Source organism: Blautia sp. HCP3S3_G3, from assembly GCF_052063365.1.
GTDB lineage: Bacteria > Bacillota > Clostridia > Lachnospirales > Lachnospiraceae > Blautia_A.
Genome location: NZ_JBQHXR010000020.1, coordinates 22,480 through 37,513 on the forward strand (window position 1 = coordinate 22,480; position 15,034 = coordinate 37,513).

The 15,034-nt window shown below is 46.0% G+C and carries 7 protein-coding genes and 1 riboswitch; of the genes, 1 reads left to right on the forward strand and 6 read right to left on the reverse strand.

All coding sequences use genetic code 11. The annotated features are described in order from the left end of the window. Positions 1–8 precede the first annotated feature (8 nt). Positions 9–145, reverse strand: a riboswitch (FMN riboswitch). Between the two features lie 148 nt (positions 146–293). The 5 genes from ACTNEW_RS13225 to ACTNEW_RS13245 all read right to left on the reverse strand — a co-directional run bounded on the left by ACTNEW_RS13225 (position 294) and on the right by ACTNEW_RS13245 (position 11,303). Next, complete coding sequence (locus ACTNEW_RS13225; RefSeq protein WP_441061865.1) at positions 294–2,918, reverse strand: glycoside hydrolase family 3 protein; 2,625 nt, start codon at positions 2,916–2,918, stop codon at positions 294–296. Positions 2,919–3,026: 108 nt separating this feature from the next. Beyond that, positions 3,027–3,908, reverse strand: coding sequence for a methylenetetrahydrofolate reductase (locus ACTNEW_RS13230; protein ID WP_441061867.1), 882 nt, complete (start codon positions 3,906–3,908; stop codon positions 3,027–3,029). Positions 3,909–4,077: 169 nt separating this feature from the next. Further along, positions 4,078–4,701, reverse strand: a complete 624-nt coding sequence (locus ACTNEW_RS13235) for a methylenetetrahydrofolate reductase C-terminal domain-containing protein (RefSeq protein WP_441061869.1) — start codon at positions 4,699–4,701, stop codon at positions 4,078–4,080. Between the two features lies 1 nt (position 4,702). Then, entirely contained in the window at positions 4,703–6,667 is a 1,965-nt protein-coding gene (gene rsxC / locus ACTNEW_RS13240; protein WP_441061871.1) for an electron transport complex subunit RsxC, read from the reverse strand. 214 nt (positions 6,668–6,881) lie between these two features. Further along, positions 6,882–11,303, reverse strand: a complete 4,422-nt coding sequence (locus ACTNEW_RS13245) for an SNF2-related protein (RefSeq protein WP_441061873.1) — start codon at positions 11,301–11,303, stop codon at positions 6,882–6,884. Between the two features lie 483 nt (positions 11,304–11,786). Here ACTNEW_RS13245 and ACTNEW_RS13250 point away from each other — a divergent pair, with 483 nt between their 5' ends. Continuing rightward, positions 11,787–12,761: a ketopantoate reductase family protein gene (locus ACTNEW_RS13250; RefSeq protein WP_441061875.1), complete on the forward strand. Its 975-nt coding sequence runs from the start codon at positions 11,787–11,789 to the stop codon at positions 12,759–12,761. A 147-nt stretch (positions 12,762–12,908) separates the two neighbouring features. Here ACTNEW_RS13250 and ACTNEW_RS13255 read toward each other — a convergent pair whose 3' ends face one another. Continuing rightward, complete coding sequence (locus ACTNEW_RS13255) at positions 12,909–15,026, reverse strand: beta-galactosidase (RefSeq protein WP_441061877.1); 2,118 nt, start codon at positions 15,024–15,026, stop codon at positions 12,909–12,911. Positions 15,027–15,034 lie beyond the last annotated feature (8 nt).

The following is a 15,034-nucleotide window of genomic DNA, read 5'->3' on the forward strand; positions in this document are numbered from 1 at the left end:
AAATAACGCGTGTTCTTCTCTCATCCAGACTATACTGTCGGTTCTGGAATCTCACCAGATCAACCGCAAAAGCAGCTCGCGGACTATACCGCCGGTAGGGAATTCCGATCATACAATAATCAGTCACCCTGCCCCGAAGAATTTTCTTTTATTGTCTACCATTATAACTCATTGAAGTATTGATTTCAATAGGGTTTGTTGATTTTGCTGATTTCTGATAATTTTTCTTTATTTCAGCCGATAAAGACCCTGTATCTCTTCGTTTTCGGATATATGCAATGTCTTTCTATTTCTTATTTTACTCTCACCACCCACGGAAGTTCACCGAACTGCTCTGCATATGGTCTGCAGTCGTCGTAGTTTAATGACTGTTTTTCGATATTCAGGATGCGATACGCACATTCCTGAAGAACACCAAGCGGGATCTGTCCGGATTCCACGCCTTTTACGATTGCTTCCACATTCTTCCGGCAGCCGGGCATCTGAAGATCATTTCCGGCTGTGATACATCCCTCCGGTTCGGAATGGCTGTACTTCAGTTCCCCGTTAAAGCTGAACATAAATCCAAGTGCCTCGGAGGTTCCCCAGTCCGTCATCACAAGTCCTGCAAACCCCCACTCATCTCTTGCCACTGAAGTCAGCAGGTCATGATGGTTCGCTGCATGTGTTCCGTTGATCAGGTTATAGGAAGTCATAATACTCATAGGCTGAGAAGTCTTTACCGCAATCTCAAAGCCTTTCAGGTAAATTTCACGAAGTGCCCGTTCACTGATATGCGCATTGTTAAACATACGGTTATCTTCCTGGCTGTTGGCGGCAAAATGCTTAATCGTCGTTCCTATTCCTGCGTGAGACTGCACACCTTTGGTATCTGCAGCTGCGCACATTCCTGTCAGGAGCGGATCTTCGGAATAGTATTCAAAGTTTCTTCCGCAAAGAGGATTTCTGTGGATATTCATTCCAGGTGCCAGCCATAAAGTGATATGGAATTCTTCCATTTCACGTCCTACGATATCACCGCATTTCTCCACAAGCTCCATATCCCAGGACTGTGCCAGAAGTGTGGCAACCGGAATTGCTGTACAATACTGGAAATATTCCTTTCCGCCCTCCGGGATTTCCAGCGGAGAATCCAGGTTAAAATCAGAAAATGCACCGGTATCCATCCGGTTCCCATCTTTATCCACAACAAAATGCGGAACAAGACGAAGTCCTGCAGGTCCGTCTGCCATGATCATATTGTCAATGCCGCGGTCTGCAAGAATCGATGTGGTATCTCCTGCTGCTCCAGGTGCCAGATTCGAAGCATTTCCAATAAAGGAACCGCCGGCAACACCCAGTTCAGCCGTACCATTGCAGACATTTGCCATTTCTTCTGCTGTAAGCTGAGAAACCAGATCTTTCAGCGTTGCCTTTCCGGCCTTTACATCTGCCATGGTGAGTTTTTCGATCTCGTTATACACCGGCAGTGCATCCGGCTCTCCGTGATATTCCACAACCTCTGTCACAAAAGCATCTGCATCCAGCACCAAGACTTTTGCGGCAGCTTTTTCGCTTTCCTCTGTTTCATAGCTGTACGGAGCCACACCTGCTCTTGTAATTTCTTTCAGCTTCTCCGTATCTGCAAACATATTCTCCAGCTGAGAAACCACTACCGGTTTATCCAACACTAAGGCTGCTGCCACAGCTGTATTCCTGGAGCTGTTTCCTACACGGATATAATAAGTGCCTCCCTCCAGCATCCATGCGGCACATTCCTCACAGTAAGATGCCATGGATGTGGTTTTGAAAGAAACCGTAAGTTCCTGAGACTCTCCCGGATTCAGAAGCTTTGTTTTTCCAAAGCCGGCCAGTTCCTGGTACGGTTTCTCAATATGTCCGTCCGGTGCGGAATAGTAAACCTGAACCACTTCTTTGCCTGCATATTCCGAACCGGTATTGGTAACCTTTACCGTAACATCCACAGTCTCTTCATTTGCTTTTACATCAGATACAGCCATGGAAAATTCTGTGTAGGTTTTTCCATATCCAAAACAGTAAGACGGTGTCACATTAAATGTGTCAAAATAACGATAGCCTACATAAATTCCTTCTGTATAATACTCGTCATTCACATCGCCATTGTTGTGGCTGAAATTTTCAGAAGACGGATAATCTTCATATTTTTTTGCCCAGGTATCCGTCAGCTTACCGGACGGAATGGTCTTTCCAAGAAGTACATCTGCCACAGCATAACCGCCGATGTTTCCCGCCTGTCCGGCAAGGAGTACTGCATTCAGTCCTTCTGTTGTTTTCAGCACCTCTGTATCGATCACATTAGCCACATTCAGGACTACGATTGTTTTTTCATAATGTTCTGCCAGAAACCGGATATTTGCTGCTTCCTGTTCGTTTAAAAGATAGTCACCTTCTTTATGAAAACGGTCACATCCTTCACCGGAATTTCTTGCAATCACATAAATTGCGGTATCCGCTGCAGAAGCCTTTACATCATTCTCTGTCACAAGAGGCGCTGCCGGTTCTGAAAAACCATAGGAAAAAGTAACAACAAATTCCGGAAGATTTTTCTCTTCTGCAATTTCACTGATCATTTTCCCGTATGCAGCTTTGGCATCTGCAAACACCTGGTCATATTTTGCCAGCCATTCTTTCGTCGTAATTTCAAATCCGGCATCTTCCAGGCCTTCTTCAATGGTTGCCACACTCCGGGTATTTACATCGCCGGAGCCGGTTCCGCCCTTTACAGTATGACGCGCACCATTTCCATATAACGCAATCTTTCCTGTTTTCTTCAACGGCAGAGTGCCATCATTCTCCAGAAGAGTCATGCACTCTCCGGCAAGACTCCGCACAAGATTCATGTGAAGCCGCTCCCGTTCACTGATCTCCCCTGATGTTGCTGCATAATATGTCGCCATGATGATTCCTCCTGTTCTTTTCCGATATAAAATTTCGCAAACGATATATTATGAAAGGGAGCTGCCGCAATACGACAACTCCCCTCCCGTCTTATTTCTGATAAAGAATTATGCGAGTCCAGCCTGCTCAAGAAGAGACGGTACTTTGGACTCCCAGCCCATTGCCATGATATGTACACCCTGGCAATATGGTTTACACTCTCTGATGATACGTGCGGCAATTTCCACACCAGTGATTCCGGCTTTGGTCTTTTCTTTGTCTGCCTTCAGTTCATCGATCATTTCTTCCGGAATATGGATACCTGCAACATTTGCGTTCATGTATCTGCACATTCCAACAGACTTCGGAATTACGATACCAAGCTGAACAGGTTTTCCGAACTGTTTTGCTTTTTCCATAAACTGGATAAATTTCTCAGGCTCATAAACTGCCTGTGTCTGGAAATAATCACATCCTGCTGCAACTTTTCTTTCCATTTTTGCAAGCTGTGCGTCAACGGAATCGCTGCATGGAGATACAACTGCACCTTTTGCAAATTTCGGCGGCTCACCAACCAGTTCATTTCCGCCAAGGTCTACACCTGCTTCCAGCTGTTTTACTGCATGGATCAGGGATACGGAATCCAGGTCAAATACCGGTTTTGCCTGTGGATGGTCACCAAGTTTGGTGTGGTCACCTGTTAAAAGCAGCAGGTTTTCGATTCCGAACATTGCTGCACTTAAAAGATCGGACTCCAGAGCGATACGGTTCCTGTCACGGCAGGTCATCTGGAAAATAGGGGTCAACCCTTCATCTTTCAGAGCCTTGCAGGTAGCCAGAGAACCAAGACGCATAACAGAAGACTGATTATCTGTTACATTCACTGCCGTAATGCCGCTCAGATAAGTCTTTGCTTCTTCCAGCATATGTTCAATATGAAATCCTTTTGGCGGTCCCACTTCCGCAGTAACTACAAATTCACCACGTTCAAATGCTTCTGTAATTTTCATTATACATTGCTCCTAATCATTATAAATTTGTAATTATTCAGTAACTTCATAATTACCGCTTGGCGATACAGATCCCAGTCAGGGATATCATGTCCGCTTCGCGATACTGCCTGCTGAATAGTTACATGTACTTAACAGTTTCCTTGTACTGTCTGTATCAACAGACATATTATTTCGATACCTCAGCATCTGTTGCAAAATTACGCAGCTGTGTCGGACATTTGATCAGATCCAGACGTCCGATCTGTTCCAGGCGTCTGTAAATGCGTTCCCATCCGCATTCCATGTTGCTGTCCACTTCACATTTGCCGTTCTTGGAACCGCCGCACTGGCCATTCACCAGACTCTTGGAACATGCGGTGATCGGGCAGATTCCGCCGGTCAGGTTCAGATAGCACTCTCCGCACTGGTCGCAGTCATATTCCAGCGGTGTCACACCCTGGAAGCCCGGCAGAGGATATGTATCACATGCTGCACATACTTTTTTGTCTTCAAATCTCTCAGCAACCGTCTGTACACCAACTCCACAGGAGAATACCAGGATAACATCGGCAGCCTCGATCTCACTCATATGTTTCTGAAGACGAAGCTCCAGATTTTCCGTATTGCAGATATAATCTGTTGTAATAATTCCAGTTACTTTCCCGTCAGCAGCTAATTCTTTCTGAAGCTCTGCAGCTTCCTTTTCCGGGAAATGAACTTCCTTGCATCCCTGGCAGTTAATGATGAAAGCTTTTTTGTCGCCCACCAGTGATACGATAGTTTCCTTGGCTTTTAAATCGGTAATTAACATATCACTTCATCTCCCTTATTGCATTCTTACCTGCTTTGATCTTTGTTACAAGCGGAATCTTGGAGGAACAGATAAATTCACAGGACCGGCATTCCACACAATCCATGACATTCATCTCTTTCATGCCCATCCAGTTCTTCTCATCCGCATATTTCGCAAAGTACAGCGGAGAAAGTTCCATCGGACAGACATCCACACAGCGTCCGCATTTGATACACGGCTGTTCTTTGGTCTGATCTGTATCAATGGCAATAATACCATTGGAACCTTTCATCATTGGAACATTCAGATCTGAGAGAGCAAATCCCATCATAGGTCCGCCCATCTTGATCATCACATCATCATCCGTTACACCGCCGCAGTAGTCGATCAGTTCTTTTACGCTGGTACCGATCTTCACGATGAAGTTGCCCGGTTTCTTAATCTTCTCACCGGTTACGGTTGCCACACGCTCGATCAGAGGCATGCCTGTCTGGATTGCATCGGAAATAGCCTTGACCGTACTGATATTATCCACGATCACACCTACATCTGCAGGCAGACCGCCGCGCGGTACCTGTCTTCCCATGACACGTTTGATCAGGGTCTTCTCAGCACCTTCCGGATATTTGGTTCTTACTTCAACCACATCCATATCTTCGATGTCTGCAACCTTTGCACGCATCAGTTCAATGGCATCCGGCTTGTTATCTTCGATAACGATCAGGCCTTTTTCTGCGCCTGTGGTCTTCAGGATTGCTCTGAGACCAAAGATGATGTCGTCTGCAAATTCCAGAAGTACTCTGTGGTCTGCAGTCAGAAGCGGTTCACACTCGCAGCCGTTCAGAAGAATGGTATCTACCGGCTTCGCGGGTTTCAGTTTGACACATGTCGGGAATCCGGCACCGCCCATACCTACGATTCCTGCCTCACGGACAATATCGATGATCTCATCCGGTGTAAGGCTGTCAAGATCTTTATTCGGTTTTACAGATTCGTGCAGAGTATCTTTTCCATCTGATTCGATGACCACAGCCATCACTTCGCTGCCTCTTGTCGCATGCATACGCGGCTCGACTGCAACGACTGTTCCGCTGACGCTGGAATGAACAGGAGCACTGATAAAGCCTGCTGCTTCACCAATCTTCTGTCCGACTTTAACTGTATCGCCAACCTGAACGATCGGATTGGCCGGAGCTCCCAGATGCTGTGACATGGAAATCACAACGGTCTTCGGTTCCGGGAATCTTTCCAGAGCGATATGCTCGCTGAATTCTTTGCGTTCTGAAGGATGAACGCCGCCGTAATAGCCGTCCAGTCTGTTGTCACGGATCGCATTCACATATTCCTGGATCACTTTCACATTGACCTTGGAATAATCACGCAGCTGTACCGGCTGATGTAAAAATTCTTCCAGACGTCCCTGTTTTTCCAGTCTTCTGTAAATATTCTCCCATGCACAGTCTTTCTTGCCATCCACTTCACATTTGCCGTTCTTCGCACCGCCGCACTGGCCATTCACCAGACTCTTGGAGCAGTCTACGATCGGACAGATACCGCCGGTAATATTCAGATAACACTGTGCACATGCATCACAGCTCTTCTTCGTAAGAGCCATACCGTGATGTCCTCTGTAATTCAGTGAATTGCTGGCAGCAATGACAGGCTTGCCTGCCAGATCAGCAACTGTCTGAATTCCCAGACCACAGGAAATGACAACCACGTTCTCCGTACCTTCCGGAATCAGATCCTGTAATTTCTTCCCGGTGTGCATCTTATTGCACAGGAAATCAAATTTCGCACTGCCGGTGATCGTTTTGCCCTGTTCGGCGGCGATTTTCTCAAACTCACCGCAATCCGGTTCGTCAATCGTTTCAAATTCCTTAAAGCATTTGTTGCAGGCAATCACGAACAGGTTGTCCTTACCGGCTAATAATGACACAAGTTCGTCTGTCTCTTTCAGCTTATACTTGGTATAGTTCTCCAATTGCTCACCTTCCTTGATAAAATTGGTTTACAAACCTTATCGCTGTCTGCTTTTTCTGTTCTTTCTCCCTCCGCACTTTTTAAAGAAAAAACAGGAAAAAGAAGGCAGCTAAGTTCTGCAATTAATACGTCATTAAGTATATCACACGTTAGCTATATTATCCAGTGCAAAGATATTTTTTTCCTGAAAAATATACATATTGTGCAAAAAAATCTCACACTTCCAAAAGCTCCATCAGTTCTTCTTTGCTCATGCTGCCAAGATTTCCGCCTTCCCCGCTGATCACCTGATCTGCCAGGTCTTTCTTCTTTTCCTGCAGCTTCTGAATTTTTTCCTCGATGGTCTGCCTGGCGATCAATTTATAAACCATTACCTTCTTCGTCTGTCCGATCCGGTGTGCACGGTCTGTTGCCTGATTCTGTGCTGCAAGGTTCCACCACGGATCATAATGAATGACCACATCTGCGCCTGTCAGATTCAGTCCCACACCTCCTGCTTTCAGCGAGATCAGAAATACCGGTACAGCACCTCCGTTAAATTCTTTTACCAGCTCCAGTCTCTGCTCCTTGGACGTGCTTCCTGTGATCACGAAATACGGAATATCCAGACCTTTCAGTTCTCTCTGAAGAATTTCCAGCATGGAAGTAAACTGAGAAAATACCAGAATCCGGTGTCCGCCGTCCATAGCACTCTGAATCAGATCCAGACATGCTTCCAGTTTGGAGGTTTCCCCTTTATAGTTTTCAAAACAAAGCGACGGATCACAGCAGATCTGACGCAGCCTTGTGAGCTCAGCCAGTACTTTCAGCTTATTTTTATTGAAATCTTCCGAATTCTGACGTGCAAGCATTTCCTTCATATGCACCACCTGTCCGTCATAAAGCTTTTGCTGTGTATCTCCCAGACGGATATAACGGTACTCTTCCAGTTTTTCCGGAAGATCTTTCAGAACATTTTCTTTCAGCCTTCGCAGAATAAACGGTCCCGTCATTTTCTGCAGCCGCTGCATGGCTTTTTCATCATTGTTTCTGACGATCGGGGTTTCTATTTCTTTTCGGAATACGTCATATCCATACAGGAATCCCGGCATCAGATAGTCAAAAATACTCCACAGTTCACTCAGCCTGTTTTCGATTGGTGTTCCTGTCAGAGCGTAACGCGTCCTGCTTTTGATTACTTTGACCGCTTTTGCGGCTGCTGTTGTATGATTTTTGATATACTGCGCTTCGTCTATGACCTCATAGGAAAATTCCTTGTCCTCATAGAACGCAATATCTCTTTTCAGAAGATCGTAGGAAGTCACCAGAACATCATACTGCTGATAATCGCTGATTTTTTTCTGTCTTTCTTCCTGGTTTCCGGTAATGAGGGTAAATTTCAGCTGCGGGGCAAACTTTTCGAACTCTGCTCCCCAGTTGAATACCAGAGATGCAGGAGTCACGACCAGAGATGTACCCTCTCTGCCTTCTTCTTTTGCTGCAAGCATGACGGCGATCACCTGAAGAGTTTTTCCCAGTCCCATATCATCTGCAAGTATCCCTCCGAACTGCCATGCTTCCAGTGTGCGCAGCCATTTATATCCGTCTTTCTGATATCTGCGCATCTGTCTGGAAAGAGAAGCCGGTTCCTCAAAATCTGCATCTTTTACGGTTTTAAAGCCTTTTACAACTTCTTTGAAATGGCTGTCACGGCTGCTTGTGACACTGTCGTGTTCCTCCAGAAGCTTGTCCAGATACAGCGTACGGTATACCGGAAGCTTCATTTTTCCCTTCAGAAGATCTTTGTCCTTGAGATTCATCGCTTCCGTAAGTTCCGCCAGCATCTCAAGAGACGGCTCTTCCAGATCCACAAAAGAGCCGTTTTTCAGACGATAGTATTTCTGCTTTCTGCGGTAGCTCTTCAGAATATCCAGAAGTTCTGCCGCCGGTACATCTTCTGTGGAAACATTCAGTTCCAGAAGTCCGGATGACAGGGACACACCTACCGATACTTTTACTTTATTCACACTGTGATATCCAAGGAACCGTTTGGTGCACCGCACCTCGCCAAGTTCCATCAGATGTTCTGTTCCCTGTTTCATCAGACGGTAAATGGTTTCCTCGTCTTTTCCGCAGCGGAGCTCGTCCTCTTCCCAGACAATTTCCGGGAACCACATATTGGCATAATACAGGATTTCCTCTTCCTTGTGCATATCCCGGAAAGGCTCTGTATTTCCGGCTCTGCCCCGTCCGACGCCTTCCACTACCGAGCACTCTCTGTCACCGTAAACCGCATAGATCCTGCATACGGCATCCTCCTCCACCATATCCAGGTAAAAAATATAATGGGCCTCCGGCAGCACATAAGACCGGAATTTCTCCGGCTGCGTTTCTTTAATTTCCGCAATTTCCTGAAGCTGTGGAAAAACGCGGAGATAAAACTCGGAAATCCGATTTCTGCCCACATGGAAAGAAAAACAGTCATTTTCCGCCATATTTGCCAGAGGCTCTGCTTTTTCCAGGAAAGCCTGTTCTGCTCTGTTCAAATGTCCATCACTGATATAATAAGCGGCATCCGTCCCGTAAAAAAGTTCCGGAAAGCGCCCTTCTACTTTGATTCCGTGAAACTCCTGATTTCCCGGAATCATATCTTCCGATATCCGTATGGACAGCTTTGGATTATTTTCTGCACAGGTCAGCATCTGCTTCTTTATTCCGCTGTCTTTATCCTCAAATTCAATTGCACCGTCTCCAAGACTCTCATAAAATTCGTCCAGCCTCCATCCATACACTTCAAGAGAAGAGCCTACACTTGCCTTCTCTCTTCCGTAATAATAACGGGAAGCATACAGTCTGTGCTGAAATTCTGATTCCTCCCGGACAATTTTGCTGATAAAACGGATCCAGCGTCTTCCCTCGTCTGTAAAGTTTTCCGGCGCATGATTGAATTCTGTACTAGTGCCGTAAACATCGTTGCTGGAATTTCTCACATTCTCACAAAACGTATCCAGCTTTTTTATCACAAATAATTTACTTTCTCCCACTTTGAAAGAAACCGTAAGTGTTCCGTCTTTTCTGATCAGGCGCGGTACCAGCCGGAGACTTTCTGCCTTCCCGTCGGCATGTGCCATCACGGTATTGGTTCTCTTGGTTTCAAAAGCAGACAACAGCCAGTTGCCATCAGCATCTGTTGCATCACCAATATTATGCTCCTTCAGATAGTTTTCCAGCATGCTCAATGCTCCTGCTTTATAAGGGCATTTCGTTTTCGACGGATCATACAGTGCATAATAATCATTGCGGCAGTTTTTACACTGACACTGAAAGGACAGGACTTTCGTTCTGTTAAACAAAATTCTTATGGGAAATTCCCGTTTCTGCTCATATCCGAAAGCGTCCATCTGTCCTTTGCGCTCGGAACTGCGCCCGTCAAATCCGGACCAGATTTTCTTCAGGACCACTTTGCCCTGGCTGCAGTATTTTTTTCCTTCTGCAGTGATATTTGGGGATATTTTTACAGAATTGCTGATCGCTGAGCCGTTAAAATACCGGTAATCCACCAGTTTCTGCTCCGCATGCACGAAACCGGAATTCTCTTCCTGGTCACCATCCTCATCCCAGGAACCGCCCAGAATCGTATAATCGTTTTTTCGCTTTTCCGCTTCCCGGCGTCTGTTCTCCTCTTCCAGCAGTTTTTCCTGTTCTCGTTTCTTCATTTCTTCCTTCAATCGAAGTTCCTCTTCTTTCTCCTTTTTTTCACGGGCAATACGCCTTTTCTCTTCTTCTGCACGTTTCTTTTCTTCTGCGATGCGGCGCTGTTCCTCCTGTTTTCTGCGCAGTTCCTGTTCTTCCAGTTCTCTTTGCCGCTTTTCTGCACGGCGGCGGGCTTCCTCCGCTTTTTCCTGACGGATTTTTTCCCTGCGTGCTTCCTCTGCTGCACGTTTCTCATATTCGATACGGGCAGCCTCTTCTGCCAGACGTTTCTGTTCTTCTTTCTTTCGTGCCTGCTCTGCTTTTCTCTGTTCCCGGGCAAGTCTGCGGGCGGCGCGCTGCTCTTCCAGACGTTTCTGCTCCTCAGCTTCCTTTCGTTTTTCCTCCGCTTCTTTTTCTTTCCGTTCTGCTTCGGCTTTTTTCTCTTCTTCACGCCGCAGCTTCTCCGCCTGTTTTTCCGCGCGCTGGCGTTTCTGTTCTTCCTGCTGGCGCTTTCGTTCTTCCCTCTGGCGCTTCTTTTCTTCCTGCTGGTTTTTCTGCTCTTCCTGCTGGCGTTTTCGTTCTTCCCTCTGGCGCTTCTTCTGCTTCTTTTCTTCTTCAGCCCGGGCTTCTTCCTGACGGAGCTCCTCATCCATTTTCTTCCATTTTTCGAGGAGTTCTTCATCCTTTACGCCATTCTCTTTTGCCTCTTTCGCAGCTTCCACCGCATACATCAGAGCCGACATATGCTCACAGTTTCTGCCGGCTCTGGAAGCCGGACATCTGCAGCTCATACGCCATACTCCGGAATCCGTCTTTCTTGCCGACACTTCTATCCTTTCTCTTGTAAGAACAGCCGCCGTAAATCCTTTTTCTGTTTCCTTCAGATCCGCAACTTTATGATTTAAAAAGAGCATCCTGCCCCTGTTCAAAACAACATCAATAAATTTTGATTCCCATTCGTACATCGGATTATCCTCAATTTCTCCCGACTAATTTCTTTTGATAAACCATTCTATTCTCCTCATTATATTCTTTTTTCACGGATGCTTCAATAAAAAAGCCAAAACCACCATCGAAACCACATATTTTTTCTCCATGATTTTCAAATTTCTGTTGTCCCGATAAATCATCTCGTTCACAGTAATACTTTTTTCAAACTTTTCATATGATGATACAAGGATTTCGGGAGCACAAAGTGCGGAGAAATCCGTGTATCAGAGACGCAAATACCTTTTGCCCCATCATCATGTGATATTTTTATTGATTTTCTTTACCACGGTGCTATAATACTTTACAAGGAAGCATCGTTCAGCCGGGATGAGCGTTCGCCTCGCACGCAAAAGGTCAGGAGTTCGAATCTCATATGCTCCATCATAATATATCTCCGAACTTTTCTCAGGTTCGGAGTTTTTCATTATCAAAAATTACAATAGACAGGGGAAAAATAAATGAGCGTGAATCATAATTCAAATTCAGTAAATCTGCAGAATAAAAAAATCGCCGTCATCGGCATCGGCGGCGTTGGAGGATATCTTGCCGGCATGCTTGCCTCCCGTTACCCTCATGTGACATTTGCTGCAAGGGGAAAGCGCCTGGAATCTATTAAAAAACATGGTCTGACTCTCCACAGTGACTATCACGGGAAAATCACTGCCGTTCCGGAACATGTTGTCCCTGTAGAAGAACTGGAAGAACAGGACTGTATCTTTGTCTGTGTCAAAAATTATTCACTTGAAGAAGTATGCCGCAGCATGAAGCATGCTGTATCAGACCACACGCTGATCATTCCGGTCATGAACGGCGTGGATCCCGGAGACCGTGTGCGCGCCATCCTGACCAAAGGTACTGTCATAGATTCCCTGATCTATATCATTGCCTTCGCAAATCCTGACTTTTCCATCTCCCAGCAGGGCAGCTTTGCACAGCTTTATCTGGGTATCCGGGATGCGGACTGTGCACAGAGAGAAGCTGTAAATGAAGCCGTATCCATTCTGGCAGGGGCAGACATTGACTGTAAAGCAGCAGAAGACATCGAACAGGCTATCTGGAAAAAATACATTCTCAACTGCGCCTATAATGTAACAACTGCCTGCTACGACAATACCATCGGACAGATTAGAAACGATCCTGTAAAAGCCGGTGAATATGAAGCTCTGGTAAAGGAAGCCTATCAGGTGGCTCTTGCCAGACATGTCCATATTACACAGGAGCATATTGACTCCATCATTCACCGCTTCTACTACGAATATGCTGATAATGCCACCAGTTCCCTGCAGCGAGATGTCCGGGCCGGTAAGACGAATGAGCTGGAAACCTTCAGCGGTTATCTTGTGCGCGAAGCCGCAAGACTTGGCGTACCCGTGCCTGTTTCAGAAAGAATGTACCAGATTTTAAAAGAACAGACACAATCACATATATTATAACAAAGCAGATAACGCCTGACCGGATATCTCTCCGAATCAGGCGCTTTTCTTCCAAACAACAGATTCATGGTCTTCCGGAAATGCTTATTAAAAGAAGGATCTGCTGAGATTTCCAACCCCTCAAAAAGATGCCCGGAATCACAACTCTTATTTATTCATAAGTACCTCAAATACTTCCACACCAAATGCCGGTATTTCCAGCTCACCGCATACCTCGATTTCTTTAAATACACTTCGCATTGCCTTCTTCAGGACAATTTTCCGGGACTCAAACTGATAATTCAGCACAAACAGATACTCGCGTCCATCTTTTCGTCTCATCACCAGTTCCACATCCTCCGGTGCTTCTATCAGATGTCTGAACGGCTCTTTCACACCAAGATATTCGAACAGCAATTCCGCATTCTGTCTGGAGAATGCGCTTCCAAGATGAAGAGTCCGGCCCTTTCCGGTTTTCTTTTCAATCAGAGCGGCTTTTCCGGTGTAATAGCTGTTTCCGTAAGCAGCAAGAACTTTTATCTTGTCATCTGCACAGTCTTTCGGATATGTTTCTTTTGCGGATTCATCACTCCTCCCGGAAACGGCAGGTTCCATAATATCATTGAAAATCGGCATTTCCATACGTTTCCCGTCCCAGTCTGCCCACACCGGTTCTTCCATGCCATGAACAAATGAAAATTCTTTCACATCAGACCCTGTCAGATCCCCAAGAAGTCCCGGCTGCGGCATCATCACACATTTTCCATTTTCCTGTTTATAGCCGGAGCGGCATCCGAGCACAAGCGTTCCTCCCTGAGCCACATACTCTTTCAGAAGTTCTGCCCTTTTCTCAGTCATGATCACCGGATGCGGGTAAAACAGTACCGGATAAGATGCCAGATTCTCCGGTATCGTATCTTCATGAAGATAGATCACATTGTACGGTGTATGTGTCAGCTGTGCAATTTCGAAGATTTCTTCCTCACTGGCCTCAGCCACACGCCGGTGAATTTCATCAATATTCGTATCCCAGACATTATCAAAATCTTTCAGAATACCAAATGCAGCCACATATTCTGAGCCGCACAGTTCATCCAGTTTTTTGAAATCCCGGTAAAACTCCTTTACTTCTGCAAGTTTCCGGTTATCCCGGTTGTCGTAATCCAGAATTCCATGCCAGTAGATTTCCGTTCCGAAAGTGCAGGTTCTCCAGCGGAAAAAGGAGATGTAATCTGCCCCATGAGCCACACTCTGCATCGCCCACAGCCGCACCTGTCCCGGACGGGGTGCAGGACCGGACATACGGGTCACCCAGCCGTTAGCTCCGGACTGCTGCTCCATAATTCCGAAATGCGGACAGATGGAACGCACCTCTGTCAGGTTTTTTGACGAGTGACGATCGTTCAGATCTTTTGTATTTTTCGGATCACGATCCAGTCCGAAGGCAAAGCTCGGATAAGAATCATAGGTATAAACATCCAGGCATTCCTCTGCCATTTTGTGATTGTCAATATTCCAGAACATTCCATTAGTGGTGATGAAATCTCCCGGTTTTTTATACTTCCGGATGATCTCCGTCTGCATCCGGCAAAACCGGATCGTGCTTTCGGAAATAAAGCGGTTGTAGTCAAGATACATATGCGGATTATATCCGTCATTCAATACCGGGCGCGGCACATAAATCTGCTCCCAGGCTGTGTATGTCTGATTCCAGAATACCGTTCCCCAGGCTTCATTCAGGGCACCCAGTGTACCGTATTTATCCTTCAGAAACACGCGAAAAGCCTCTGAATCCGCTTCAGAATGATACTCATATGTTTCACAGTTCAGCTCATTATCCACCTGCCATCCCACAATTGCCGGATGTTTTCCATAATGAGATGCAAGCTTTTCCACAATACGGGCGGACAGTTCCTGATATTTCCCTGAATTATAGTTATAGTGCCGTCTTGCACCATGCCGGTAAAGAGTGCCGTCTTCCCGGCCGTTCAGCACTTCCGGATATTTTTCAGTCAGCCATGCCGGAGGTGTTGCTGTGGGTGTTCCGAATATCACACGCATATTTTCTTCCAGACAAATATCCAGAAATTCATCAAAAAAGGTATAAGTAAACTTTTCCTCCTCCGGTTCCACTTTGTTCCAGGCAAACTCCGCAATGCGGACAACAGAAATCCCTGTTTCTTTCATTCGCCTCAGGTCATCTCTCCAGAGCGACCTGTCCCAGTGCTCCGGATAATAACAGACACCCATTGTCATTTCCGTCCATTGAAAATTTTGTTTTCTCATAAATCTTT